26 protein-coding genes are annotated in these 25410 nt (G+C 50.7%); 4 read left to right on the forward strand and 22 right to left on the reverse strand.

All coding sequences use genetic code 11. From position 1 onward, the window contains the following. Window positions 1–431: 431 nt before the first annotated feature. The 3 genes from OGV57_RS16235 to proB form a co-directional block, all read right to left on the reverse strand. Complete coding sequence (locus tag OGV57_RS16235; protein ID WP_016149621.1) at window positions 432–1151, reverse strand: Crp/Fnr family transcriptional regulator; 720 nt, start codon at window positions 1149–1151, stop codon at window positions 432–434. A gap of 270 nt (window positions 1152–1421) precedes the next feature. Further along, window positions 1422–2675: a glutamate-5-semialdehyde dehydrogenase gene (proA, locus tag OGV57_RS16240; RefSeq protein WP_003031370.1), complete on the reverse strand. Its 1254-nt coding sequence runs from the start codon at window positions 2673–2675 to the stop codon at window positions 1422–1424. A gap of 11 nt (window positions 2676–2686) precedes the next feature. Then, window positions 2687–3790, reverse strand: a complete 1104-nt coding sequence (proB, locus tag OGV57_RS16245) for a glutamate 5-kinase (protein WP_003031373.1) — start codon at window positions 3788–3790, stop codon at window positions 2687–2689. Between the two features lie 290 nt (window positions 3791–4080). Between proB and phoE the strand changes: the two genes are divergently transcribed. Further along, window positions 4081–5136, forward strand: a complete 1056-nt coding sequence (gene phoE, locus OGV57_RS16250; protein ID WP_003031375.1) for a phosphoporin PhoE — start codon at window positions 4081–4083, stop codon at window positions 5134–5136. Window positions 5137–5192: 56 nt separating this feature from the next. Here the strand turns inward: phoE and crl are convergent, their stop codons facing one another. From crl to gpt, 3 genes are all read right to left on the reverse strand, one after another. Further along, complete coding sequence (crl, locus tag OGV57_RS16255) at window positions 5193–5594, reverse strand: sigma factor-binding protein Crl (RefSeq protein WP_003031376.1); 402 nt, start codon at window positions 5592–5594, stop codon at window positions 5193–5195. Window positions 5595–5651: 57 nt separating this feature from the next. Then, window positions 5652–6896, reverse strand: coding sequence for an esterase FrsA (gene frsA / locus OGV57_RS16260; protein ID WP_003031378.1), 1245 nt, complete (start codon window positions 6894–6896; stop codon window positions 5652–5654). A gap of 100 nt (window positions 6897–6996) precedes the next feature. Continuing rightward, on the reverse strand, window positions 6997–7455 hold the full coding sequence (gpt, locus tag OGV57_RS16265) for a xanthine phosphoribosyltransferase (RefSeq protein ID WP_003031380.1): 459 nt from the start codon (window positions 7453–7455) through the stop codon (window positions 6997–6999). Between the two features lie 261 nt (window positions 7456–7716). Here gpt and pepD point away from each other — a divergent pair, with 261 nt between their 5' ends. Next, window positions 7717–9174: a cytosol nonspecific dipeptidase gene (pepD, locus tag OGV57_RS16270; protein WP_003031381.1), complete on the forward strand. Its 1458-nt coding sequence runs from the start codon at window positions 7717–7719 to the stop codon at window positions 9172–9174. A gap of 100 nt (window positions 9175–9274) precedes the next feature. On the opposite strand, the gene dinB is transcribed toward pepD, so the two are convergent. From dinB to lafA, 11 genes are all read right to left on the reverse strand, one after another. After that, window positions 9275–10330, reverse strand: a complete 1056-nt coding sequence (gene dinB / locus OGV57_RS16275; protein WP_003031382.1) for a DNA polymerase IV — start codon at window positions 10328–10330, stop codon at window positions 9275–9277. A gap of 66 nt (window positions 10331–10396) precedes the next feature. Then, on the reverse strand, window positions 10397–11038 hold the full coding sequence (locus OGV57_RS16280) for a hypothetical protein (protein ID WP_003838789.1): 642 nt from the start codon (window positions 11036–11038) through the stop codon (window positions 10397–10399). A 56-nt stretch (window positions 11039–11094) separates the two neighbouring features. Next, complete coding sequence (gene lafU, locus OGV57_RS16285; protein ID WP_049001966.1) at window positions 11095–12093, reverse strand: putative lateral flagellar export/assembly protein LafU; 999 nt, start codon at window positions 12091–12093, stop codon at window positions 11095–11097. Window positions 12094–12095: 2 nt separating this feature from the next. Continuing rightward, window positions 12096–12959: a flagellar motor stator protein MotA gene (motA, locus tag OGV57_RS16290; protein WP_003843786.1), complete on the reverse strand. Its 864-nt coding sequence runs from the start codon at window positions 12957–12959 to the stop codon at window positions 12096–12098. 29 nt (window positions 12960–12988) lie between these two features. Continuing rightward, entirely contained in the window at window positions 12989–13705 is a 717-nt protein-coding gene (locus tag OGV57_RS16295; protein ID WP_016149617.1) for a FliA/WhiG family RNA polymerase sigma factor, read from the reverse strand. A gap of 20 nt (window positions 13706–13725) precedes the next feature. Then, on the reverse strand, window positions 13726–14196 hold the full coding sequence (locus tag OGV57_RS16300) for a flagellar basal body-associated FliL family protein (protein ID WP_003843790.1): 471 nt from the start codon (window positions 14194–14196) through the stop codon (window positions 13726–13728). A 7-nt stretch (window positions 14197–14203) separates the two neighbouring features. Continuing rightward, entirely contained in the window at window positions 14204–15376 is a 1173-nt protein-coding gene (locus OGV57_RS16305; RefSeq protein ID WP_054528106.1) for a flagellar hook-length control protein FliK, read from the reverse strand. Beyond that, the gene (locus OGV57_RS16310) at window positions 15373–15690 is read right to left on the reverse strand and encodes a hypothetical protein (RefSeq protein ID WP_046669759.1); all 318 of its coding nucleotides are present in this window, start codon (window positions 15688–15690) and stop codon (window positions 15373–15375) included. The genes OGV57_RS16305 and OGV57_RS16310 overlap by 4 nt, the downstream gene beginning before the upstream one ends. Before the next feature lie 4 nt (window positions 15691–15694). Then, window positions 15695–16087, reverse strand: coding sequence for a flagellar export chaperone FliS (gene fliS, locus OGV57_RS16315; protein ID WP_046669758.1), 393 nt, complete (start codon window positions 16085–16087; stop codon window positions 15695–15697). A gap of 33 nt (window positions 16088–16120) precedes the next feature. Next, window positions 16121–17434, reverse strand: a complete 1314-nt coding sequence (gene fliD, locus OGV57_RS16320) for a flagellar filament capping protein FliD (RefSeq protein WP_046669757.1) — start codon at window positions 17432–17434, stop codon at window positions 16121–16123. A gap of 201 nt (window positions 17435–17635) precedes the next feature. Then, entirely contained in the window at window positions 17636–18538 is a 903-nt protein-coding gene (gene lafA / locus OGV57_RS16325) for a lateral flagellin LafA (protein ID WP_003838793.1), read from the reverse strand. 571 nt (window positions 18539–19109) lie between these two features. Between lafA and OGV57_RS16330 the strand changes: the two genes are divergently transcribed. Both OGV57_RS16330 and OGV57_RS16335 read left to right on the forward strand, forming a co-directional pair. Beyond that, window positions 19110–20060 carry a transcriptional regulator gene (locus tag OGV57_RS16330; protein WP_054528105.1) on the forward strand — a complete coding sequence of 317 codons (951 nt, stop codon included), beginning with the start codon at window positions 19110–19112 and terminating at the stop codon, window positions 20058–20060. Continuing rightward, window positions 20038–20517: a hypothetical protein gene (locus tag OGV57_RS16335; protein ID WP_054528104.1), complete on the forward strand. Its 480-nt coding sequence runs from the start codon at window positions 20038–20040 to the stop codon at window positions 20515–20517. Before OGV57_RS16330 ends, OGV57_RS16335 begins: the two co-directional genes overlap by 23 nt. A gap of 2 nt (window positions 20518–20519) precedes the next feature. On the opposite strand, the gene OGV57_RS16340 is transcribed toward OGV57_RS16335, so the two are convergent. From OGV57_RS16340 to OGV57_RS16360, 5 genes are all read right to left on the reverse strand, one after another. Next, a complete protein-coding gene (locus tag OGV57_RS16340) occupies window positions 20520–21521 on the reverse strand; it encodes a hypothetical protein (RefSeq protein WP_016149614.1) in 1002 nt (333 codons plus the stop codon). Between the two features lie 25 nt (window positions 21522–21546). Further along, the gene (gene flgL / locus OGV57_RS16345; protein ID WP_054528669.1) at window positions 21547–22476 is read right to left on the reverse strand and encodes a flagellar hook-associated protein FlgL; all 930 of its coding nucleotides are present in this window, start codon (window positions 22474–22476) and stop codon (window positions 21547–21549) included. Between the two features lie 17 nt (window positions 22477–22493). Continuing rightward, the gene (gene flgK / locus OGV57_RS16350) at window positions 22494–23870 is read right to left on the reverse strand and encodes a flagellar hook-associated protein FlgK (protein WP_003838802.1); all 1377 of its coding nucleotides are present in this window, start codon (window positions 23868–23870) and stop codon (window positions 22494–22496) included. A gap of 98 nt (window positions 23871–23968) precedes the next feature. After that, complete coding sequence (locus OGV57_RS16355) at window positions 23969–24271, reverse strand: rod-binding protein (protein ID WP_029139422.1); 303 nt, start codon at window positions 24269–24271, stop codon at window positions 23969–23971. A gap of 8 nt (window positions 24272–24279) precedes the next feature. Further along, window positions 24280–25401, reverse strand: a complete 1122-nt coding sequence (locus OGV57_RS16360; protein ID WP_044714336.1) for a flagellar basal body P-ring protein FlgI — start codon at window positions 25399–25401, stop codon at window positions 24280–24282. Between the last annotated feature and the right edge of the window lie 9 nt (window positions 25402–25410).

Here is a 25410-nt window from a genome sequence, read left to right on the forward strand (position 1 = left end):
TTTCCCACAAAAAAATTTATCTAAGAAGTATCCTAAGACAGAATTACTTGAAATGTGCCTTGTTTCAGAATTATCACCCACACAAACAAGCAATACCAAACAATTCATCTTTTTTATGTTTTTGATAAATATCAAAAAGATCATACAAATACCACCTAAGCAAAACCCTTACAAAACATAAAGATAATTAACGCCTCCATATTTTCTCTATAATGCTTATTATTTGTTGCAATTATGCTAATTTTTTAACTTCACAAGAAAATTCTCATGAAATATTCATATGAGGGGGAATATTCTTATAAAATAATCGCCAAGCTGGAGGATTAGTATTCGAATTGATAATTATTTCATATAAATAAAACCAGGAATTTTCCATATAAAAAGAATATTCCTGGAATATCAAGAGTTATATAACGCTCAACAGGAGAGATTTAGCTGAAACCTTTTAATCCCAAATAACTATTAAGTGTTACCGTTCGCACCCGATGTAGGGTAATCAAATTTTGTTGTTCGAGGGATTTAAATGACCGGCTAACGGTTTCAATTTTAAGGTCGAGATAACTGGCAATTTCCTCCCGGGAGAATGGCAAGTGAAGCGTCGTTTCTGGCCTGCCAATACGTAAATGCATCTCGTAAAACTCCACCAGAAAAGCAGCGATCCTGGCCTCAGCATGTTTATTCGCATAGCGCCGCAGTTTTTCAACAATGAATCCATTGTCCCTGCAGAGAAACTTGATGACTGCGGCAGCAACCGACGGATCCTTTTCTGCTACTTTGAACAACCGCGCAATATCGATATGACATACCTCCGCAGCCGTTGCCGCCTTAATCGTTGTCAGGTACTTCCCCCCTTCGACAGCATCCAGCGCCATGATATCTCCCGGAACATAAAAGCGACTGATAAAATCGTTATCACCGCATTCCACGCTGGACTTGCAGTATCCCTCGTGAATAACAAAAAGCATGTTTGCGGCTTCATCCTGCCGGGCGAGTATCTCCCCTGCTTTAAACCTTCTTCTTTTGTCTATTAATCGGTGTTGATTATCACGATCAATTGCCGCTCCCTTTGGACACAGCGAACAATGGCGGGGGGGAAACGGGTTGCCGAGCGGCACTACAGGAATGCGATGTTTGTGAATATCCGATTTCACGCAACAACTCCTCATAAAAATGAGACTGATTCTAATAGATCGGGCCATGGGAACAATACGTGAACTGAAGACCAGGAAAATTCATGCTGGCAGGGAAAATTCTGTGATACATCGCCTTTCTGGCACAGGGACGCATGGGTCAAAACCAGACTGATGATGTTAAAACGCAGGATAGAAAAATGTGGCAGTGGAGTGAAGGTTAGAATTAACAGGGCGATGCCTTAATAGCCTTGAAAATCAGAGTGCTATTATGGAATCGCCCGTTTTCAATTACGCACGGATCGTGTCGTCGCCGAAGCCAACCCATTTGTATGTAGTCAGTGCTTCCAGCCCCATTGGGCCACGCGCGTGCAGTTTTTGCGTACTTACCGCCACTTCCGCGCCCAGTCCAAACTGGCCGCCATCGGTAAAACGAGTAGAGGCGTTAACGTACACAGCTGAAGAATCGACTTCATTCACAAAACGATCGGCGTTGCGTAGCGTACGCGTCAGGATCGCATCGGAATGCTGGGTGCCATGCTCGCGGATGTGGGCGATGGCATCATCCAGACTGGTGACGATTTTCACGTTCAAATCCAGCGACAGAAACTCGTCGTCATACTCTTCAGCTTTCACCGCAACCACATTAGCAGGTCCTGCCTTCAATGTAGCCAGCGCCATTTCGTCTCCGTGCAGAGTTACGCCGCTTTGTGCCATCTGCTGGCTCAATGCTGGCAGAAAACGCGCGGCGATATCCTGATGCACCAGCAGAGTTTCTACGGTGTTGCAGGTGCTCGGACGCTGGGTTTTGGCATTGACGATAATCTTCAGGGCCGGGGCGATCTCCGCGGTATCATCAACATAGATATGACATACGCCAATGCCGCCGGTGATGACCGGGATAGTCGACTGCTCACGACACAGCTTGTGCAGGCCCGCGCCACCACGAGGGATCAGCATATCGATGTACTTATCCATCCGTAGCATCTCAGCGACCAGTGCGCGGTCCGGGTTATCAATCGACTGTACGGCAGCCGCGGGTAAACCGCAGGCTTCCAGCGCCTTTTGGATAACCGCCACGGTGGCGGCGTTCGTCCGGTAGGTCTCTTTCCCACCGCGCAGGATCGCGGCATTGCCGGTTTTCAGGCACAGGGAGGCAACGTCAACGGTGACGTTTGGGCGCGCTTCATAAATTACGCCAATCACGCCCAGCGGGACGCGACGACGCTCCAGACGCAGACCGCTGTCCAGCAGCCCACCGTCAATCACCTGCCCGACCGGGTCGGCGAGATTACACACCTGGCGTACATCGTCAGCAATCGCTTTCAGACGCGCTGGCGTCAGGGCCAGGCGGTCGAGCATCGCATCGCTCAGGCCATTGGCTCGCGCCTGCTCAACATCTTGTACGTTCGCGCTGAGGATGCTTTCGGTTTGCGCTTCCAGCTCATCAGCAATGGTTTCCAGTACGCGATTTTTTTCGCGACTGGAGAGCAGCGCCAGCTTATATGACGCGGCTTTGGCAGCAATGCCCATTTTTTCCAGCATATGCCTGTTCCTTAACGGGTGATCATGTCGTCACGATGGACAGCGACCGGGCCGTATTCGTAGCCCAGAATGGTGTCGATCTGTTGTGAGTGATGTCCGGCAATACGGCGCAGCGCATCGCTGTTATAGCGGGTGACGCCGTGGGCAATATCGCGCCCTTCGAGATTGCAGATGCGGATCACTTCACCACGAGAGAAGTTGCCTGTCACGCTTTTAATGCCTTTTGGCAATAATGAGCTGCCGCGTTCCAGAATCGCTGCGGTAGCGCCCTCATCAACAGTAATTTCTCCGGCAGGCGGCGCGCCGAAGATCCAGCGTTTACGGTTCTCCAGTGGAGATGCCTGAGCATGAAAACGCGTCCCAACGGAAACGCCTTCCATCACGTCGCCAATGACGCCCGGTTTGCTGCCTGCGGCAATTATGGTGTCGATCCCGGCGCGGCACGCGACATCGGCGGCCTGCAGTTTTGTTCCCATCCCGCCGGTTCCCAGACCCGAGACGCTGTCTCCGGCAATGGCGCGCAGCGCATCATCAATACCGTGCACGTCTTTGATCAGCTCCGCCTGCGGATTGGTGCGCGGATCGGCGGTGAACAGGCCCTGCTGATCGGTCAACAGCAGCAGCTTATCGGCTCCAGCCAGAATTGCCGCCAGCGCTGAGAGGTTGTCGTTATCACCGACTTTAATCTCGGCGGTCGCTACGGCGTCATTCTCATTAATGACAGGAACGATGTTGTTATCCAGCAGCGCGCGCAGGGTATCACGGGCATTGAGGAAGCGCTCTCTGTCTTCCATATCCGCACGCGTCAGCAGCATCTGCCCGATATGAATACCGTAAATCGAGAAAAGCTGTTCCCATAGTTGAATCAGTCGGCTCTGCCCTACCGCTGCCAACAGCTGTTTCGAGGCTATCGTTGCCGGGAGTTCAGGGTAACCAAGATGCTCACGTCCGGCGGCAATCGCGCCTGAGGTAACAATAACAATACGATGCCCTGCGGCATGGAGCTGCGCGCACTGGCGAACCAGTTCTACGATGTGGGCGCGGTTCAGGCGGCGGGATCCGCCTGTTAACACACTGGTGCCAAGTTTTACCACCAGCGTCTGGCTGTCACTCATGATTCTCTGCCATTCAAAATTGGGGAAAATGATATCAAACGAACGTTTTAGCAGGACTGGCCCCGGTTGCCAACAACCAGCGCACAAAGCATGAAATTTTATTGCGCAGGATCAGCAAGCGTAGCGGCAGATTTTGACGCATTTATTACAGAAACAAAAAAACATCCTTTTTTAAAAATATTCTTACTTTGTCATAAAACGTTCATTGCCAGACGTTAAAAAACCTCCTGTCTTTTAACGGGGGATCACACCCAGTGAATATTAGCGCGTACTTTTAATCAGGAATGAAAATGAAAAAGAGCACTCTGGCATTAGTAGTGATGGGAATTGTTGCGTCGGCATCCGTACAGGCAGCGGAAGTGTATAACAAGAACGGTAATAAGCTGGACTTATACGGCAAAGTAAAAGCCATGCATTACATGACGGATTATGACAGCAAAGATGGTGACCAAAGCTATATCCGTTTAGGTTTTAAAGGCGAAACGCAAATTAACGATCAACTGACCGGTTATGGTCGTTGGGAGGCTGAATTCGCCGGCAATAAAGCTGAAAGCGATTCTAACCAACAAAAAACACGTCTGGCCTTCGCCGGTGTGAAATTAAAAGATTTTGGCTCGTTTGATTATGGTCGTAACCTGGGTGCGCTGTATGACGTGGAAGCATGGACCGATATGTTCCCGGAATTCGGCGGCGACTCCTCCGCACAAACCGATAACTTTATGACCAAACGTGCCAGCGGCCTGGCAACTTACCGTAACACTGACTTCTTCGGGGTCGTGGATGGCCTGGATCTGACCCTGCAATATCAGGGTAAAAACCAGGACCGCGATGTGAAAAAGCAGAATGGCGACGGTTTTGGTACTTCTGTTACCTATGACTTTGGCGGCAGCGATTTTGCGGTGAGCGGCGCTTATACCAACTCCGATCGTACTAACCAGCAGAATCTGCAAACTCGCGGTACAGGCGATAAAGCAGAAGCCTGGGCAACTGGCTTAAAATATGATGCTAACGATATTTATATTGCAACGTTCTATTCTGAAACGCGCAATATGACGCCAATTTCCGGTGGCTTTGCTAATAAAACACAGAACTTCGAAGCGGTCGTTCAGTACCAGTTTGACTTTGGTCTGCGTCCGTCACTGGGTTATGTGCTGTCTAAAGGGAAAGATATTGAAGGCGTCGGCAATGAAGATCTGGTGAATTATATTGATCTCGGCGCAACGTACTATTTCAACAAAAATATGTCCGCGTTTGTCGATTATAAAATCAACCAGCTCGATAGCGATAATAAGCTGGGCATCAACGATGATAATATCGTTGCCGTCGGTATGGTCTACCAGTTTTGATATAGCATAAAAAAAGCCGGATGGGGTTGCGCCGCCATCCGGCTTTTCACTGTTCATTATGCCGTTAACTTAACCGGTTCATCCTTAAAGTCGTCAGCAGGTTCCAGCGCCAGATTCAGCGTCGTTAACAAGCCAAGTAATTTTTCATGGAATTCACGTAAGGTGTATTCCAGTCGCTCTACCACTTCAGTCTCTTTCACCGGCACCGCAGTCCAGTTACCGTCTTTATCAAACAAACCAAACTGATAACTATACGTGAAGCGTTTTTCCTGCGCCTCCAGTTCCATCCACCAGCCCCAGAACTCGCGTTTCTCAGGGGCCGGTTTCACGTTGACGCAAACAGCCAGACAATCGAAAAAAAATCGATTATCTTCGCACTGCCCTTCCCGGATGTACGGGCCAAGCGCGGTGAATTTCTTGATCAATCTACTTTTCGGATGCCCACTCGGTAACGTCATTACGATCTCCTTAGGTGAAGCACCTGTTTTACCAAATCGATAAAATTTAGCAAACTTTTAACACAATCTCTGATTGATCCAACTGGTTATTTCCTGCAACCCTTTGTCAAAATTGCGATACACCGGATTGAAGGGGATCTCCAGTAGCTTACCGTCTGAAGATGAAGATGTGATTAAACGTGACTCTTCTTCCGGGCTAAATGGGTCGTTCTTCCAGAACCCCGAAAGCATTGGCGTCGGGCAGCGTCGCCCCAGCAGGCCCTGCACTTTTAATGAATAGCGATTAAGCTCAACGCGCAGCGCTTCATCGGAGGCGTCATGCATCCCCAGGCGGCTAGCCAGTACATCAAGATACATTTCCGGGACGCTCGCCTGACGCTGCGGGTCACTAAGCAGCGCATGAACCACTGGTCCCAGACAGGCCACCGCCTTCAGACGTGATGATTCCAGATATGCCAGACGTACCGCTACGTTAGCGCCAAAGCGGAAACCGAAGGCCGCCACGCGAGTGTGATCCACCCAGGGAACATTAGGCAGCGCTTTTAATACGTGCTGATGCAGCAGGCTGGAATCCTGAGTCAGTTTCCATTTTGATGAGAACCCAACCGACGGCATATCCAGCGTCAGCATAGCAATGCCACGTGGAGCAAAGTAGCGCTCATACAGACTGTAATAATCCGTTTGCATGGAATCGAGGCCACCGCACATCAGCACCGTCGGGAACGGACCGTCGCCTTTTGGCATATGCAAGAATCCAGTGATTGGCGCGCCGCCGGTAACGGCAAATTCCATCTCGCGCAATGTCCCCGGCAGTCGCTGCGCGGCCTCTTCATAGGCGCGATTGGCCAAAGCCTGTGCCTGTTCTGCCAGCTCATCGCCTTTCAGGTGTGGGTAAGCGGCAATGTTGTACAACGTAGACGCATGTAGCCAGTGGCGTCCGCTCACCTGCGGATCCTCTTCCATAGACGCTTTCTGTTGCCAGTCCATCGCCTGCTTCGCCCACTCATAGATCCAGTTCCCGCCGCGATAGCCGATAACCGTATCGTAGAGTTCTTTATCCGTACGTTCGGCTTCGCTCATCACGATACGTGCCTGCACCTCAAGGATTTCACGCGGGTCGACGCCACGCCAGATCCACATCAGACGATTCACCATGCGATACCAGTGGGGAATGGTTTTACCATCCAGGGCAGATTGTACGGACGGCTGCGCGCCGTGATTAAAACGACGAACCAGCGTTGACGTTTCAGGGTGTTTGAAGCGGGGTTTAAACAGGACTTCGCTGAGGTTAGCCTGTGACATGATTGCAGCCTCCATGAGTACTCACTAAGGCATAGTGTAACCTGACACTGCACAAAAAGAACAACGCCCGGCAGTTGCCAGGCGTTGAAAACTTTTTAGATTAGCGACCAGAGATCGGCGGGACGAACACCACGCCCATATCCCACGGCTGTTCAATCCAGGTATCCTGAGGGATATCAACAACATAATCATTCACCAGCGGGCGACCTGCCGGCTTAGCGAAGATAGTAACGAAATGCGCTTTAGGATACATTTCGCGGATCGCAACGGCGGTACCACCGGTGTCAACCAGGTCATCGATTACGATGAAACCTTCACCGTCGCCTTCGGCACGTTTCAGCACTTTCAGTTCGCGCTGGTTGTCGTGATCGTAGCTGGAGATGCATACGGTATCGACATGACGAATACCCAATTCACGCGCCAGCAATGCGCCCGGTACCAGACCACCACGGCTAACGGCAATAATGCCTTTCCATTGTTCAGAAGGCATCAGGCGGCTTGCCAGTTTACGTGCATGGATCTGCAACATGTCCCAGGTGACGACGTATTTTTCGCTCATGTGAAGTGTCCCAGCCTGTTTATCTACGGCTTAAAAAGTGTTCGAGGGGGAAATAGGTTGCGCGAGATTATAGAGATCTGACGCACTAAAAACCAGTGTTTCGCGGAATCCGCGCCTCTTTTTGCATGCTTTATGCTAGCCGTCAGCGGAGAAAGTGGTATTCTCAATCGCATCGCGCAAGCCTGACTTGTGGTGTTTTTAATTCTGCTAACCCCGTGGCCTGCAAGCAAGTTTTGTAGGACATCGCCAAGGAGACTCAACGTGTCTGAACTGTCTCAATTATCCCCGCAACCGCTATGGGATATTTTTGCCAAAATCTGTTCTATTCCTCATCCGTCCTATCATGAAGAGCAGCTCGCTGAACACATTCTGAGCTGGGCCCAGGAAAAAGGTTTCCACGTCGAGCGCGATCAAGTCGGTAATATCCTGATTCGCAAACCCGCTACCGCAGGCATGGAAAACCGCAAACCGGTCGTTCTGCAGGCGCACCTGGATATGGTCCCGCAGAAAAACAACGACACCGTGCACGACTTCACCAAAGATCCTATCCAACCTTATATTGATGGCGAATGGGTAAAAGCCCGTGGCACCACGCTGGGTGCAGATAACGGTATCGGTATGGCGTCCGCGCTGGCCGTTCTGGCTGATGACAGCGTGGTACATGGTCCTCTGGAAGTGCTGCTGACCATGACCGAAGAAGCAGGTATGGATGGCGCGTTTGGTCTGCAGGCTAACTGGCTGCAGGCAGATATCCTGATCAACACCGACTCAGAAGAAGAAGGTGAGATCTACATGGGTTGCGCAGGCGGTATCGACTTTACCTCTAACCTGCCGCTGTCCCGTGAAGCAATCCCTGCTGGCTTCCAGAGCTTTAAGCTGACGTTAAAAGGCCTGAAAGGCGGCCACTCCGGCGGCGAAATCCACGTGGGTCTCGGTAACGCGAACAAGCTGCTGGTCCGCTTCCTGGCGGGCCACGCTGAAGAGCTGGATCTGCGTCTGGTTGATTTCAACGGCGGTACGCTGCGTAACGCAATTCCGCGTGAAGCCTTTGCCACCCTGGCCGTGGCTGCAGATAAAGTTGATGCGTTAAAAGCGCTGGTCAACACCTATCAGGAAATCCTGAAAAACGAACTGGAAGCCAAAGAGAAGAACCTGGCTCTGCTGCTGGATGCCGTTACTCAAGACAAAGCCGCGCTGACCGCTGAGTCTCGCGACAGCTTTGTGCGTCTGCTGAACGCCACCCCGAACGGTGTTATCCGCAATTCCGACGTAGCAAAAGGCGTGGTAGAAACCTCCCTGAACGTCGGCGTTGTAACCATGACTGACGACAACGTTGAAATTCACTGCCTCATCCGTTCTCTGATCGACAGCGGTAAAGACTACGTGGTGAGCATGCTGGATTCACTGGGTAAACTGGCTGGCGCGAAAACCCAGGCAAAAGGCGGATATCCAGGCTGGCAGCCGGATGCCAACTCTCCGGTTATGCACCTGGTTCGTGAAACCTATCAGCGTCTGTTCAACAAAACGCCTAACATCCAAATCATCCACGCCGGTCTGGAATGTGGTCTGTTCAAGAAACCGTATCCAGATATGGACATGGTTTCCATCGGGCCAACCATCACCGGTCCACACTCCCCGGATGAACAGGTTCATATCGAAAGCGTCGGCCATTACTGGACGCTGCTGACTGAACTGCTGAAGTCTATTCCGGCGAAGTAAGTCTGCGCTAAACGCCGGATGGCGCTGTGCTTATCCGGCCTACATGCTGATTTGTAGGCCGGATATAGTTTTTACGCAGCCATCCGGCAATACATCAACATCACAGTCCCAACAGTAGTTGCCTTTCCAGCTGTGGATCCAGCAGCGTGACGTGTAATCCCACCAGCCTTACGCCCCGGCCTCCCCGGCGTTCATTCCAGGTTTTGCGCGCCGTCGCAATTAAGTCATCTTTACTTAAGCGCGGCCAGACGTGCTCCTGCGTGGTTTGCTGAAAATCATTAAACTTGAGTTTTACTCCCTGCCGGGCGATCAACAGATCCGGTTTTACCTTGGCCAGACGTCGTTCCAGTTCGGGATATAGCCGCTCAATAATCTCCTCACATTCAGCCCACTCATGAATATCTTCTGCCAAAGTACGCTCGACGCCGACTGATTTGCGCAGTCTATCATTGTTGACGTCGCGTTCATCAATGCCCTGGCTGCGTTCCCACAACACGCGACCAAACTTACCAAAACGTTTGAGCAACATGGCCAGGTCGTATTTCTGAACATCCTCGCAGGTTCGCAACCCCATCGCTTCCAGCTTAGCGGCAGAGACTTTGCCAACGCCGGGAATTTTGCCTAACGGTAATGTTCTGAGAAATTCAGGAACATCGGCAGGGGTAATCACATATTGCCCATTGGGTTTGTTGAGATCGGAAGCTATTTTTGCCAGAAATTTGACCGGCGCAATTCCGGCAGAGGCGGTTAACTGTAGCTCGGTAAAAATTGTCTGGCGGATCTCCTGAGCGATCAGCGTAGCTGAGCCATGGCAGTGAGTGCTGTCAGTCACATCCAGATAGGCTTCATCCAGCGAAAGCGGTTCTATCAGCGAGGTATAACGGGAGAAAATAGCCTGAATCTGGCGGGAGGCTTCTTTATAGGCCTCGTAACGACCAGGTAATAACGTGAGATGGGGGCACAGTTTTAACGCCATTCCTGTCGGCATTGCGCTACGCACACCAAATTTGCGCGCCGGGTAATTGGCCGTGCTGATGACTCCCCGACGTTCACGACTGCCGCCAATAGCAATGGGAATATCACGCAAGGCGGGGTTGTCGCGCATTTCCACCGCCGCGAAAAAGCAGTCCATATCGACATGTATGATTTTGCGCATCGCTCGCCTCCCACAACACTGTTTAAGTATACAGTATTTTTATGTTGTGAGAAGTCTGTTTATGCCTTACGCCGGACCATTCATGACGAAGCGTGCATCGCACAGGTAACGCACGATGTCCGTGATCTTATGTTCTGCTGGATTGCCCGCCGTACTGACAAAAAGTTTATTCACTTTGCGAATCTTTGCCCGCAGCAGTTTTTCGATCGTCATCAGGCGAAATGCATCATTTTCCACGCAGAAAAGCTCATAGTCGCCCAGACGTTCTCCACAAATTTCACAATGATTCATCCAGTAACGTAGCCCGGTAGTTTTACTTTTATCCAGATAGTAATTGCTGGCTTTGATGTTCTTTTGTATCTCTTCAGGCAGAGAATTAATGTGGAACAGAAAGGTATTCCGCCGAATAGATTGCCAGCCTTTGCCATCCTGATCTTTTCTGATAAAGCGGGTAAACATCACCCCGTGAATATGGGTGAGCTGGTGGCAGCTCCAGCAGTGCATCTTCGAGGTAATCACCAGATAGTACGGCGCAACGATGTTAAAACTGTCGGTGTTGTAGACATAGTCACGAAGCCCCTCATTTAACACATGAGGTTCGGTGTACCAGATACCTGAAACCGGGTCGAAATGCGCGCCCTGACAAGCCCCATCAGTGACATTATCAGTATGAATATCCAATGGAATAATATGGGTTACATCTATCACATTACCTTCCTGAGGGATAATTTGCCCCCACGTTGCGTGGGGGGCGGAAAACAGAATTAATGAGTGACGGGAACAGAGGGCTGACGTAAAGAAGTCACCTGCTTTTGTTTGTCCAGCTTATCAACCAGTGGCTGAACCACTTTCTCGCCGTGCTGACCAAAATATTGATACAGCGTATCGGAAGCACTTTGCGTTAACACCATGATCTCAATACGGCGGTTGCCTGCGCTTTCCGGGTTTTTCGCATCCAGCAGCATTTGGTCCGCCATGGCGCTAACCTGCATGACTTTATCCTGCGGCATGCCGGCATCTTCCAGCACGCGTCGTGCTGACAAAGCACGGTCGCCGGAGAGATTCCAGTTGTTGTAAATGTTGCTCTTATAGCTCATCGCATCCGTATGTCCGGTAATGATGAGCTTGTTGTCCAGCGAGTCAAACACGGGGGCCAGCTCAACCAGCAGCGATTTAAAGAACGGCATAATTTTGGCGCTGCCGCGCTCAAACATATTCCGGTTCTGGTCATCTTTAATCAGTACGCGCAACCCCTGAGGAACAATCTCCATCTCGAGGTTGGTTTCCATATGTGCGTTGCGGGCAATGACGTTAATATCGGTCGCCAGCTCACCCAATTCACGCGCTGATTTTTGCTTCAGCAACACCGCTTTTTCATTTACATCCAGCGCTTTTTTGGCGTTATCTTCTGTGATCTTCGCCGTCTCTTGCGGGGTAACCGTTTTATCCAGCTTGTTGCGCGTGACGTTTTTCTTCTGCGCACCCGGCGCTATCGGCTGCTTGCCCAGCTTGTTTAAAGGCGCCATACCGCCACCGTTAAAGATTGACTGGCCGTGCAGCGCCGCCACAATATTTTCTCGGTCAGCCTTGCTGACGCTGTTCACAATCCACAGCGTCATAAACAGCGCCATCATCGCCAGCGTAAAGTCAGCAAAGGCGACCTTCCACGCCCCGCCATGATGACCTGCATGATGCTTTTTAATTTGTCGGCGGATAATGGTGGTTTTCGCGCCGCGATCGCGACGATTTGGCCCCTTCCTCATGCTTATTCCTGCTCCAGCATCGCATTAACCCATGCATCCAGATTGGCGAAAGTGGGTTTAGAGGCCAGATGGAGAAGCTTACGGCCAGCATCGACCGCCAGTAACGTCGGTTTACCGCCCGCTTGCGCCACCAGCACGGTACGTACGCATTCGAGCAGCGAATGCTCTGCCCGCGCCTGCTGTTCCATGGCGTTTGCCAGCGGGTCCATCAGACAATAACAGATAAATACCCCTAAGAATGTCCCCACCAACGCCGCCGCCACTTTCAAACCGATAAGCGCAATGGAGCCATCGATGGACTGCATGGTGATGATAATGCCCAATACCGCAGCACAAATGCCGAATCCAGGCATCGCTTCTGCGGTACGCTGCAAGGAGCGCGAAGGGGTTAACAAAGATTCTTCCGCGGTATCCAGTTCCTGATCGAGGATCCCTTCCAGTTCATGGGCATCGATTTTACCCATCGCCATTAGGCGGAAGTTATCGGCGATAAATGTCACCAGTCGCTTCTGAGTCAGCACCAGCGGGTATTTCTGGAAAATGGTGCTTTCTTCCGGCTGCTCGATATGCTGATCCAGCATACGCAGACCGCCGTTTTGCACCATTTCCAGCAGCTCATACAGGCACATCAGTAGCTGACGCTGAAACTCCGGCCCCATTTTCTTTTTACTGATTACCCCTTTGATCTGGTGGACGATCTCTTTCAGTACATGTACCGGGTTACCAATAATCATCGCCCCCAGACCAGCACCGACAATAATAATAATTTCTGCTGGCTGCCAAATAGCAATTAACTGCCCACCAGCCTCAAAGTAGCCGCCAAATACGCAGCCCAAAACCACTAATAAACCAAAAATCTTTTGCATTACGTCCTCCGCATGTTGATTCGGAATTGTTAATCTGGATATAAACAATCACGAATCTTGTGCGTGATTTTTTTATTCATTTGACAAATTCGGGCTTCGGTCAGCCCTAATACCAGCGCGATCTCTTTTAAATTCATATCGTGTTGGTAATACATTGAGAGCACGAGGCTCTCTTTTTCGCTGAGTTGGCTCAGGGCGTAACTCAACATTTCCTGGGTGACGAATTGCTCCTCAAGCCCCCGCCCTTCGAGCGGTGCAATCGGCATATCGCCATTCAGCAATTCATCCAGACTGGCCAGCGTTTCGGCGCCTTCCAACTGTTGATATTCCTGATAATCCTCAGACGATAATCCCAGCCGGGACAACTCCTCCCATGAGGGTTCATGCCCAAGCTGTGTGCGCGCATCACGAATCAAATCTTTAATCTGATGGTATTTTTGCCGTAACTGGCGAGGCCGCCAGTCGAGACTGCGCAGCTCATCCAGAATTGCGCCACGTATGCGGTGAACAGCATAACCAGCAAAACCTTCGTCTGGCTGACCGTAGCGGCGAATCGCGTTCAGCAATCCCATCAGCGCCGTTTGTTCCATATCCTGCCTGTCCATAACGCAGGTACATTGCGGCGCAAGTTGACGCACCACTTTGCGCACCAAAGGTAGATAAGCCTGTAAATAATGGCTCTCTTGCTTTGGCGTGAGCACGGGCGTCGCATTAAAGTCTTCTGACTCGTAAGCATCCTGTATCATGTTATTTCCTGGCTTGTCGCTTATTGGAACACGACTTTTTTCACCAATATGTCCTTATAAGGTGTCGCCATTTTGCGTTTCGCTAATTCGACTTTCAGATTCTCAAATACTTTCTTTCTGATATCGGAGATCTTCAGCGCCCGAATATCTTCATATTTCATATTCGAAAGCTCATCTACGGTAATACTTTGATAGAGCGGTTCGTCCTTCTTAATTTTTTCAGCATCTTTCTCTGAATCAACGACCATTACCAGCTCAGCGACCATATAGCGATCGCTCCCTTCATCATCATGCAGCGTAACCACCGTTTCCGGCAGGGAGACAAAAATACTGCTGGATTCATCCTGGCTGTCTTCCGCTTCATGGGCAGGAACCTCTGCTGCAGCCGTAGTTCGCTTATTCATAGAATGATAAATGCCCCATCCTGCGCCCCCCGCAATACCCAGAGCCACAACGGAGCTGATCACACACGCGATAACAATTTTCTTCATTTTACTTTTACACTTTGATCAGAACGGATTCATTCCGTTGAAATTGAGGTTCATCATTGAGCACTAATGCCGACGTCACCTCATCCTGTTGATGACCTGACTGCTGTTTTTGCTGCTGCGATTGCCCCTCGGAAGAGACCTGAACATTGACTTCCATGAAGTTCTGCGCCGTCAGGTGCTGGCGTAGGTTCTCGCTAAATTGTTGCAATGAGCGGCAGACATCGCTCTGATTTGCGCCGATGTGAACCATCAGCTTGCCTGCATCCAGTTGCACAGCAATTTCAAGTTTGCCCAGCGAAGGGGGATCAAGACGAATGGTCGACACCTGCTGTTGCTGACCAATCTGGAACTGAATTCTGTCTTTAAGCAGCGCGGTGAGCTTCTCCCCGAGCTCCTCCGTTGACATCGTCACTGGCGAGGACGCTTGCGTCGACACGATGTTATGGTCAGTCAGCGGATTCACCGGCTGATTTCCCTGCGCCGCGGTATTGAGCAAACTTTGCGTAGAGAGCGCCGGGTTAACCGTCACTCCAGCGTTTTTTCTCTCCACCACCGGGCGAGGACTGGCGTTCTGGGTTGCTTTCACCCGAGCAGAAATTTGTTGGGTGGTCGAGAGTGACGCAGGCTCCGGCGCAATCGCACGCAGATCCTGGGCGGAAAACGTCGCCAGCTTAGCCTGTTGATCCGGAGTTGCTGGCGGCAAATCCTCGCTGAGTGACGCCAATAACGTTTGCAGCTTAGGCGGCAGTGACGATAAGTCAGTTGTATGCTGCTCAGCAGATGGCGTGGACGTTTTTTCCGGCTGGGCCATGGCGCTCGCCAGTTGGCGCAACAGTGATGACCCAGAATGGGTGGTTTGCACCTGCGCCAGCATTCTCAACATGTCGCCATCAGGCTGCTTTTGTAAATCGGCCGGGGCTGCCTGAGTCGGTTGCGCCAATAGCATCGCCAGCAATGCCTGCATGGCTGCCGGATCTGCGTCATCGTGGTTGTGCTCAGTCGTCGATGCCTGCTGTTGATTTACTTTTGCGCCGATCAGGCGTTCAGCCATTGCATTTAATCCAGCCTGCGGTAAAGCAAACGCGCCGCCTTTCGCAGGGGTCGTTGAGGTCGAAATAGCCACTCGTTCTGGCGTGGTCTCTGCCATCGCGCTGGTCGAGGCCAGTAATACAGGATTCATGCCTTCTCCGACATTAAATTAATCATTGAATACGCCAACATTCCTTCCTGGTTTTGCTGATGTTTATCCATTCGCGCTTTAAGTTCTTCCGCACGCTGAGTTCGTCGCGCAATCAGCGCTTCAAATGCCGAAAGCATGTTGTCTTTAACTTTGCGCAACGCGCTGACATCCGTTTCCCAGGCTTCATATTCATGAAAAACACGCATTACCTGCTGATGCAGGCTGGGTAGCCGCCGCCAACGCTTTTGATCGAGGGCGTCATTCATCTCTTTTACCAGGGCATAAAGCTGTTGTTGCTGACGCTCTCTTTCCATCGCCTTACCCCAGTTTTGCCGACAGACCTTCCCAACCTGTGCGCAGATTCGTCAGGATCAGGATCACTTCATCGATCTTTTCTAATGACATTTCACTGCTGGCCTCATACAGGCGATAAACGCAGTGGTCATAAAGTCGGGAGAGATTCACCACCAGCTCACCGCCGGTTTCAAACTCCAGCGAGCTGGTTAAGGCGTTGAGAATATCGATGCATTTATTAATGCTCTGCGCTTTACGCTCATAGCGTTTGTTCTCAATGTGGCTTTTGGCTCGTTCCAGTTCATCCATCAAACCGGAAAACAGCACCAGCACCAGCTCTAAAGGCGATGCAGCTGCCGTACGGGCAGCAAGATCCATCTCTTTGTATTGCGAATAACCATCCTGCGTGTCGTACATATTGACTCTCTATTCTTTTACTAAACCGGTCGCTTACATAAACGCGGCCATACTCACTTTCATGGTGTACGTTTCAATCAGCGTATTGGTGTACTCTTCCAGGTAGCGTTCGTAGTTGGTGTTATAGGTTTCAGTAAGCTGATCGCTTTCGTCCTGGATTTTGCTCTGCTGATCCTCAATGTTGTCTTCACGCATAGTGATGATGCCGGTACTGGAGTCCAGATAGCTGTCCATCAGGTCATCCATCTGCGCGACCATGCTGTCATCACCGACAAAGATAGACGTCAGGCCATCCGGGTTCGCTTCCATCGCTTCGTTAAACTTATCGGAGTCAATTTCTAAATGACCGTCGGAATCGAGCGAGATGCCATAATCAACAATCGATACGCCGTCGTAGTAAGAGTGGGCGATATCGTCAAGTTGGTTGGTTAATGAATTGAGCCCGGCGTCACCCGCAAAAACACCAGGATTAGAACCATCACCGCCATTACTGGTTAATGAGTCTACGGTGTCGACAAGGGTGTTATAGGCATCAACAAAGGTCTGTACTTTTGCCTGTGAGGCGCTGGAATCTTCTGCCACGGTAATCGTCGTGACATCGCTGGCATCGTCTGGATCGCTGACCTCCGTAAAAGTCATGGTCACACCGGGAATCACATCATCGAAGGTATTACTGCTGCTGGTGATGGCCGGCCCATCCTTACCTCCCAGATTAATTACAGCATCTGTTGGTCTAGTCTCCGCGGTATCCGGAGTGGTTATGACTGTGCTAGTGCCAGTGTTATTCACGGTCACCGTAAAACCACTTTGCGCGCCGGTAGTATCTGACGTCAGCATAATGGTTGTCTGACCATCTGTTTTCACCAGCGCAGCCGAAACGCCCGGGTTGTCGTCACTACTATTGATAGCATCTACCAGCCCGGTGGCATCGATATAGCCATCACCATCGCTATCGGCCGTAGAAAGCTCGATCTCCATGTTGCTGCCATCTGCCATGGTCAGATCAAGCGTACCGGTTGCATAGTAAGTATTGTCTGTCATCTGGAACGTAGACTGCTGTCCCTGTGCCAGCGAGCTGACATAAAACGAGTACGTTCCCGCCTGCGCTTCCGAGTTGGCAGAAACCGTCGTAGAGTCGTTATTCGATGTCGCCGAAAAGGTCAGTGGACCGTCTGTATCACTGTTCAAGGCATCAATAGCCGACTGGAAATCGGTTAATGCCGTGCTCAGCGAATCCAGCCCGCTACTCTCAGCATCTAACTCTGCCTGCTGTTGTTGCAGGTTGGCGCTCTGCGTGGCGATATCGGCATAAGCTGCGGCTTTCGCCATAGTTCTTGGGTTGATCATGAATAACTCCGTGCGACGTTATCGATGTGATAGCAAAATACATGCCAATATTTTTATATTTTAAATTCAGCAAGTTAAATTATGAGAGGAAATGAATTTTCCCTTATTCAGGAAGTTTTCCTGAAATAGTCTCGACCGCTGAAAGCACAACACCGCCAGTCGGCGGTGTTGTGAATGGCGCAATTTCACCACTGAACAGAATTACTGCAGCAGGCTGGACACCATGCTGGACATGCTGTTGGACTGTTTCAGCATGGTGATGCCGGTTTGCATCAGCACCTGCTGTTGCGTCATGTTGGAGGCTTCCGTCGCGTAGTCGGTATCCATAATGTTACCGATCGCTACGTTAGTGTTGTCCTGCATGCTGGTCAGGTTGTTTGCGGTGTCGTTCAGACGGTTGATAGACGCGCCCAGTTTGGACTGGATCTTGGACACATCGTCCATTGCGGTCTGGATAGTGCTGATCATACCGTTAGCAGAACCAGAAGCGGTCAGCTCAGTACCACCAGAAACACCAGTACCAGCCTGATCAGAAGAGAAAGCATCACTGACAGCTGTCAGATCTGTCACCAGATCACCCAGCTGGCTGGAGATGTCCACGGTCATGGTGTCAGAAGACTCAGCACCCACCTGGAAGGTGACTGCGCTCTGGAACAGACCAGAAACACCGGTATTACTGCCAGATGCCGTACCGAACAGGTTAGTACCACCGTAGGTGGTGTTCTGCAGCATGTCAGACATCTGCTGGCCCAGTTCGTCGTATTCATCCTGCATCGCCTGCAGGTCGTCGCTGTTGTAGGTTCCGTTCGCTGCCTGCGTGGACAGGTCTTTCATGCGACCCAGCACGTCGGTCATTTCGTCAAACATGCTATCTGCGGTCTGCAGCATTGCGGTTGCGTCCTGAATGTTGCTCAGTGCAACGCCCATACCGTCGGATTGTGCGCTCAGGCGGCTGGCAATCTGTTTGCCTGCAGCATCGTCAGCAGAAGAGTTAATGCGGTTACCTGTCGCCAGACGTTCCATCGAAGTAGACAGGGATGCGCTGCTTTTGTTGATAGCGTTTACAGCTGCCATTGAGGCGGTATTAGTATTAATCGATAACATGGTACTGCTCCTTGGGAATAATCGTTTTCGTTTCGATACCCTGTAAAAACGACCACCCGTTCGGAAAACTTAAAGCACGGAGAAAAAATTTTTTCACTCGTTTAAAAAATCAGTTCAGGGGATATAAACAAACGCTAAGCGCTGCCTTTATTAGCATCCCGTGCTATTTTTCACCACACCTCACAACATAAGAATTAGCTCAATCAATTTTTAATTAAAAGATTATTAGAAATATCTAATAATGAAATGATCGCCGTCAAACATCGAACGTTAACGCCATGAAATTAATAAGATTATACCTAATCAAAAATAGTTTAACCTACATCACTCACGTCTATATTTACATTTAGTTGCAAATACAACGTACTTTTATATTGTGAGTCCAGGACACTTTCGTTACATTTTCAGTCCTTTTTCGGACAGAACAAAAAACACTCAACACCGATCAGGCTGCCACGTCTCATCCTGGCAGCCAGAAAAAGATATCTCAATTCCTTCAGAATTTTAATGCACTGATTTTTAACGGTGTGACATCAAGGATTTAAAAAATCTTGCACGGGTAGACAAAATCATGAGTATTGTAGTCAATAACTGGCGAATGGATTCTTCGCTTAATGCGTTAATCCATTGTGAGACTGGCGAAACGCGTCGGCTCGGCGAATACCATTTTATTCTGTTAGAGACATTAGCTAAAAATGCCGATGTCGTCTTATCGCGTTCGTTTTTAATGACCGCAGTCTGGAAGAATCGCATCGTCGGTGGAAATAGCCTGCCCACAGCCGTTCATGCCTTGCGCGTCGCGATCGATGATGATGGAAAACAACAGGAAATTATAAAAACGATCCCTAAAAAAGGGTATTTGTTTAATAAAAACTACCTGTCCGAAGATATTGACCACAATATTAATGTGGTTGATGGCATCGCCAGTGATGAAACCAAAGAGAGTGCTGTTTTATCTGCAAACAGCGTGCCTGAAGAAAGCGCGAGCACAAATCAGGGAGTGCCGAAAAAACCACCCACACCTTTATTAAACAATGAATTAGAGAAACCCGCGGATGCTAAAAGTCATCCTTACAGAGCCGTTCTTATCACCCTGCCCGTCATTATTATCGCGCTTTTGTTGTTTGTTCTGATGTCTGATTTTAAAACATCATCCGTCACGAAAACGGAAGAAACCCCACAGTTAGTAAAAGAAAATCTTGAGAGTGCCAGTCATGTTACGGTTTACCATCTTTACGACCCAGATGAAAAAAAAACATCGCCGTCTCTTTTCTCGCAACATATTCTCCCTGGAGTGCAACAAATCAATCAACTGTTGGTGACGCACAATGTCTCAATGGATTTGTATTACAGAGTGTCGCTGAACAAATTCGCACTTGATATTGTACTGAGCAATCAATGCAATGACAGTTGGCAGTTAGCATTGAATTTTAGTAGCTGGCTCAATAAAGATAATGAAATGAATAGTGTTTTAATTAAAGAAGTGGAGAAAATGTTAAATGAAATGCCAAAGTGCAAATAGTTACTTCCTCTATCTTCTGGCTACTGTAACTTTATTTTTTACCTTCATGGCTCATGCACGCATTGAGAACACGGTCATTGCTAATTACGATCTTAATAGCGGCAAGAATGCGCATTACGCACTCATTATGAGCCCACAGGACAAAAACACTGCTCTGACGCTCGTCCCTCTGGACCAAAATAACAAAGCGCCGTCAACATTTAAGATCTCAGCATGTATTAATCGTTACGCGGGATTGTCTAAACAGGGTGAGTTTCATTTTAGCGATGCGAAAGCCGATAAAAATGACTTTCGCTTATCAGATTTCAGTACCTTTATTGTTGAACACAATCTGCATGCCTGGTGGATTCATTTAAACCCACAGCAAAATTTGCTTTTTACTCAGGATGTTGGAGGCCTGTTAGTCACAGACCCCTCTGCATTTATATTCTCAACAACAGCATGCCAGCCAAACTAGAGCTAGCGTAATAGACTACGGACGGTCTGACTGGAAAGCCGGGCCTGTCCATTAACCGCTTGTGCTAATACCTGATAATTGTGATTAGCATGATCTAATACCCCACCGAGTGACTCTGAGGCTTTTACCGCACTTTCTGCCTGCGGAAAACGCGCCATACCGTCAATCAGTTGCCGGGCCTTCTCCTGCTGCGCGGCCATCTGCGCGCGCTGATCGCCAATAGCATCCAGCGCCTGTTGTAACCCATCCTGAGTGCGGGAACTGCCCTGCAATACGCTCTGCAGTAATTCGTCCGTACGGCAAGGATCGGCAAAAGTCGTCAGCTGCGTATACGCAGAAGACTTTGCGTCCATATCACGTACGCTCAGGGTTTGTTCAATCTGCGGCCACTCCTTTTCCGTGGTGGAGAAGGTCAGTGCGCCCTGTTGGTCATGCACCTGCACACCGACACGACGCAGCGCGTTGCTCATCATCATTTTGTACTGACCGGGATCCAGATCTTCACCGACCACCACCGCAGAGTGCTGCGTTTGCCGTCCGTCAGAGACACTAAACATGCGCGAGCTTATGGCATTTTTTTGCAGCATCTGCGCCAGTTCAGGCGAGTGAAAGGTCACCCGCGCTTCGCCTTGCAATACCGGACGCAGCTGCCGGTCAACCGCGCCGCCGGATAATGCCGTTCGTTTATCCAGCCACTGGGTAAGCTCAGCTCCCTTTTGCTGCTGCGTCTGCCCGCCACGGCGCGAGGCATGGCGATAATCCAGCAAATGCTGTTCCAGTTGCCCCAGGTAGTGATCGGCCTGCTGCAGCGTGGTGAGCTGATCGTTGAGCTGCACACTGTAGCGCTGAGGCCGGGTGGTAATAAGCGGTGAGGCCGGGTAATCACTCGCCGTTGCGGGTAACTTTTGACGGACAGGGACATTCTGCGCAACGCTATGCTGTTGTACAGAAGGATTAAGCGCTCCGCTACCGGAGAGTGATGTTGTATTTAAACCGACCTGCATACTATTCCTGGGCTACTGCTCGCTGTTAAATAACACTGAAAAGGTTCAACTCACTCACTTTGGAGTAGGTTTTTAAAGTGGCTTCCATCGCCATTTCCAGACCGGTAAAGGTTATGGAAGCCGGGCCGTAATCCAGATCGCTCAGTTGACCAATCAGCTGATCGTTAGAGGTGGCGATATCCGTTTGCGCGCCGCTCAGCATACTCATCGTATTTTGCGTTTCACCGATGGTGGCAATAGAAGCATTGAGCGAGTCGGAAGCGTCATCCACCGTATTGATGGCATTTTCAATATCGCTTTGCACCTGCGGGTCGGCTGGGTCAACCGACGGATCCTGTAGCTCTTTCGACAGCGACGTCAGGGTGTTCAGCACGTCCAGGCTATCGCCGAAGAAATCACTGACCGCCACGTTGGTATCAACTTCCACGCCATTGGAAACCGTGGTCTGGCGATGATCGCCGTTACCCTGGTAGGTATAGCTATCAGTCACGCCATCACCGTCGTTGTCCACGGCGACAATCGGCGGCCGATCGTTGACCGTGCCGCCAAACACATAGTGCCCGTCTTCATCTTGGTAATTTAATGCCGAGACCATCGCTTCGGTCATCGACTGAATATCTTGCCCCAGGCTGGCTAACGAATCGGCGGTATTGGTGCCGTTCGCCGCTTCCAGCAGATCGTCGCGAATCGCCAACAGATCGTTATTCACGCCATCAAGGATCGACTCCTGCTGACTCATGCCCGCCGTCGCGGAGTCAATATTGCTCTGATACTGGTCGAGGGCCGATTGCTGGCGGTTAAGTTGCGTAATACGGGTCGCCGCGATCGGATCGTCAGACGGCAGCAGAATACTTTTCCCAGTCGCCATTTGCTCAACGACATGGGACAGATCGCTGGAGAGATCGTTAAAACTCTGCGTCATGGACACATAAGATTGCTGAGTAGATACACGCATATTCATTCCTCTCCAGGTTAGCTACACATTTCCAGCACAGAATCGAAAATATCTGCGCCCGTTGAGATAACTTTGAGGTTGGCCTCGTAAATTTGCTGGTAGGTAATGAGGTTCACCGCTTCTTCATCCATGCTGACGCCGCTGACGCTGCTCTGCTGGTTCTGCGCTTCGGAGTAGACGTTGGCCGCCGCTTCCGCTTCGGTCTGGTTCTGCTGGCTGTAGATACCAATATTACTGATGATCGACGAACAGGCTTCACCCACGGTTACGCTACCAAGCCCCTCTATATCCAACGGTTCGGTAGAAATATTGATCAGCGCCTGCAGGTTATCGCTGTTACCGCTTTCATCCGGCGAACTGGAAAACGCCAGCTCGTCGGCGGTGATATCGGGATTCACTTCCAGCGGGCCATCAGATGAATTTTCATCATAAATAAACAGCGGTTCGCCGGGATTTCCGTTCAGGTCATAGCCCTGCGCAAGCTGGGTGTTAACTGCATCGGCAAACTGCTCCGCCATGCTGTTAATCGTTCCCGTCAGCGGCGTCAGTACCTGATTTTGATAATCAAACAGCGCCCCCAGCGAGCCTCCGGTATCGGTATCCATGGACGATGTGGTCCCGGCAAAGGTCAGAGACATGCTCTGCGTACCGTCGGCGTTAGTCTCCAGTTCAATGGTGGAACTCTCCTGCCCGCTGACCAACGGCTGACCGTTTTGCAGCGTAACGTTGTAGTTACCTTCATCATCAATATTGACCTGCACGTCCATGATGCCGCTCAGTTGCTCCACCATCTGATCGCGAGCATCGTACAGCGCCGAGGCGTTATCGCCGTTGGCTTCAGCTTCCGCAATTTGCTGGTTATAACTGGCAATCCCGGTAGTCAGGGTGTTCACCTGCGCCACCATCGCCTGTTCCTGGCTGACGATCTCACTGCTTTGCGAGTCGATGTAGTCCAGCGTGTTATCCACACGCAGCGCCAGCGCACCGGACTCGCTGATCACCTGTTCACGCAGGGCGGAATCATCCGGGCTGGTGGTGGCTTCGTTTAGCGCGGCAAAAAAGTTGTCAAAACCGCCGCTCAGGCTACTGTTATCGTCGCTGAGAACGGTTTCCAGTTGCGTTAAATACTCCTGCTGGGTGTTGTAATAGCCGTAATCACTGGCGGCATACCACACCTGGTTCACCTGATACTGGTTAGAAACGCGGCGAATACTGTCCACCTGCACACCGTTACCCGCACTGTTGGCTGAACCGGAGCTGGCGCCAATGGTACTGGTGATGGCAACCTGCCGGGTATAACCGTCGGTCATGGCGTTAGCCGTGTTTTGCGCGGTTACATTAAGCTCCACCTGCGCCGTCGATGCGCCGCTGTAGCCAATATTAATCATGTCCATCAAAGAGTCCTCGCCGGTCAGTCACCCGGTCTGTCGTTAACAACCTTGCCGATTAAGAGCGGCGAAAAAACCACAGTTCTTAAGCCGCCGCGCAACCTTTATCCTTTGTGATGAGGGGAGAGTTGTTTGACGATCATCGCCGCAATGCCAATGCCGTGTTGTTGGGCAAGACTGTTGCACAGCTGATCGTCATAAAATCCCTGCATCATGCGTACCGAGTCGCTGTTAAACGGGTTGTCTTTTGAGTCGAAGATCTCATTGGTTTTACGCATCTCTTTCAGCATGTTGCGTAAGAAAATGGCTTCAAACTGCTGAGCGGCTTTCTGTAAATCGTTATCTTTAATTTTCGGGCCCATTAACGCATCGCTGCCGTCAATGCCCCCGCTATGATTCACTTTGATGTCGGCCATTAAATCACCTCCAGATCGGCGTCCAGCGCTCCGGCTTCATGCAGGGCCTGCAAAATCGACATAATGTCGTCCGGCGTGGCGCCTAGGCTGTTAAGGGCGTTAACCAACGTTTTCAGACTGCTGGACTCTGGCAGACTGATCATTCCCGGGCGGGCATGATTCACCGAAATATTACTCTGCGGCGTTACCGCCGTACGACCACCAGCAAACGCATTCGGCTGGCTGACGTTGCTGCTTTCATTGATGGACACCGTCAGGCTGCCATGCGACACCGCCGCCGCGTGCAGGGCAATGCCATCCCCCATCACCACTGTGCCGGTACGCGAGTTAAATACCACGCGGGCACGCACTTTTTCCGCCTGCACCTGGACGTCATCCAACTGAGACATAAAGGCGACGCGCGCCCCTGGACTGGTTGGCGCGCGGACGCTGACGTTGGTCGAGCTTTGCGCCGTCGCAATGCCGCCAAACGACGCGTTGATCGCCGCCGCAATATTGTTGGCATCTTTGAAAGAAGGACGTTTCAGATTAAGCGTGATGGTATCGCCCATCTGGAAATCACTGGGAATTTCCCGCTCCACGGATGCCCCATTCGGTATCAACCCGGCGGTGGGGGTATTCACAGTGACGCTGGAGCCGCTGGCCCCGGTGGCGTTCATCCCGCCGACCACCACGCTCCCTTGTGCAAGGGCGTAAACCTCTCCGTCAGCACCGTGTAATTGGGTGAGCAGTAATGTACCGCCGCGCAGGCTTTTGGCATCGCCGATCGACGAGACTGTGACGTCAATGGTTTGCCCACGCGAGTACATGGGCGGCAACGTCGCGCTGACCGCCACCGCCGCAACGTTCTTCACCTTCGGATCGATTTTACTCGGCAGCTGTACGCCGAACTGGCGCAGCATGTTAGTAATTGTCTGGTTGGTGAATTTGACCTGGTTTTTATCCCCGGTTCCATCCAGACCGACCACCAGACTGTAGCCGACAAGTTGGTTTTCCCTGACGCCCTGGACGTTGACCAGCGACTCCAGAGATCGCGCCTGCGCCGCGCCAGGCAGCGCCAGACTCAGGGCAATAACGATGCCGTTTAACGCCTTCATCCAGCGCCCGCTTAAGTGTTGCATAGTAAAATC

The organism is Citrobacter sp. Cf087, from assembly GCF_030334285.1.
In the GTDB taxonomy this organism is placed as follows: domain Bacteria; phylum Pseudomonadota; class Gammaproteobacteria; order Enterobacterales; family Enterobacteriaceae; genus Citrobacter; species Citrobacter freundii.

Bases quoted from the DNA above. Each gene is read 5' to 3' on its own strand.
- proA (WP_003031370.1), bottom strand. From the start codon at position 2,675: ATGCTGGAAAAAATGGGCATTGCTGCCAAAGCCGCGTCATATAAGCTG.
- proB (WP_003031373.1), bottom strand. From the start codon at position 3,790: ATGAGTGACAGCCAGACGCTGGTGGTAAAACTTGGCACCAGTGTGTTA.
- phoE (WP_003031375.1), top strand. From the start codon at position 4,081: ATGAAAAAGAGCACTCTGGCATTAGTAGTGATGGGAATTGTTGCGTCG.
- crl (WP_003031376.1), bottom strand. From the start codon at position 5,594: ATGACGTTACCGAGTGGGCATCCGAAAAGTAGATTGATCAAGAAATTC.
- frsA (WP_003031378.1), bottom strand. From the start codon at position 6,896: ATGTCACAGGCTAACCTCAGCGAAGTCCTGTTTAAACCCCGCTTCAAA.
- gpt (WP_003031380.1), bottom strand. From the start codon at position 7,455: ATGAGCGAAAAATACGTCGTCACCTGGGACATGTTGCAGATCCATGCA.
- dinB (WP_003031382.1), bottom strand. From the start codon at position 10,330: ATGCGCAAAATCATACATGTCGATATGGACTGCTTTTTCGCGGCGGTG.
- lafU (WP_049001966.1), bottom strand. From the start codon at position 12,093: ATGAGGAAGGGGCCAAATCGTCGCGATCGCGGCGCGAAAACCACCATT.
- motA (WP_003843786.1), bottom strand. From the start codon at position 12,959: ATGCAAAAGATTTTTGGTTTATTAGTGGTTTTGGGCTGCGTATTTGGC.
- OGV57_RS16295 (WP_016149617.1), bottom strand. From the start codon at position 13,705: ATGATACAGGATGCTTACGAGTCAGAAGACTTTAATGCGACGCCCGTG.
- OGV57_RS16300 (WP_003843790.1), bottom strand. From the start codon at position 14,196: ATGAAGAAAATTGTTATCGCGTGTGTGATCAGCTCCGTTGTGGCTCTG.
- OGV57_RS16305 (WP_054528106.1), bottom strand. From the start codon at position 15,376: ATGAATCCTGTATTACTGGCCTCGACCAGCGCGATGGCAGAGACCACG.
- OGV57_RS16310 (WP_046669759.1), bottom strand. From the start codon at position 15,690: ATGGAAAGAGAGCGTCAGCAACAACAGCTTTATGCCCTGGTAAAAGAG.
- fliS (WP_046669758.1), bottom strand. From the start codon at position 16,087: ATGTACGACACGCAGGATGGTTATTCGCAATACAAAGAGATGGATCTT.
- fliD (WP_046669757.1), bottom strand. From the start codon at position 17,434: ATGATCAACCCAAGAACTATGGCGAAAGCCGCAGCTTATGCCGATATC.
- lafA (WP_003838793.1), bottom strand. From the start codon at position 18,538: ATGTTATCGATTAATACTAATACCGCCTCAATGGCAGCTGTAAACGCT.
- OGV57_RS16330 (WP_054528105.1), top strand. From the start codon at position 19,110: ATGAGTATTGTAGTCAATAACTGGCGAATGGATTCTTCGCTTAATGCG.
- OGV57_RS16335 (WP_054528104.1), top strand. From the start codon at position 20,038: ATGAAATGCCAAAGTGCAAATAGTTACTTCCTCTATCTTCTGGCTACT.
- OGV57_RS16340 (WP_016149614.1), bottom strand. From the start codon at position 21,521: ATGCAGGTCGGTTTAAATACAACATCACTCTCCGGTAGCGGAGCGCTT.
- flgL (WP_054528669.1), bottom strand. From the start codon at position 22,476: ATGCGTGTATCTACTCAGCAATCTTATGTGTCCATGACGCAGAGTTTT.
- flgK (WP_003838802.1), bottom strand. From the start codon at position 23,870: ATGGACATGATTAATATTGGCTACAGCGGCGCATCGACGGCGCAGGTG.
- OGV57_RS16360 (WP_044714336.1), bottom strand. From the start codon at position 25,401: ATGCAACACTTAAGCGGGCGCTGGATGAAGGCGTTAAACGGCATCGTT.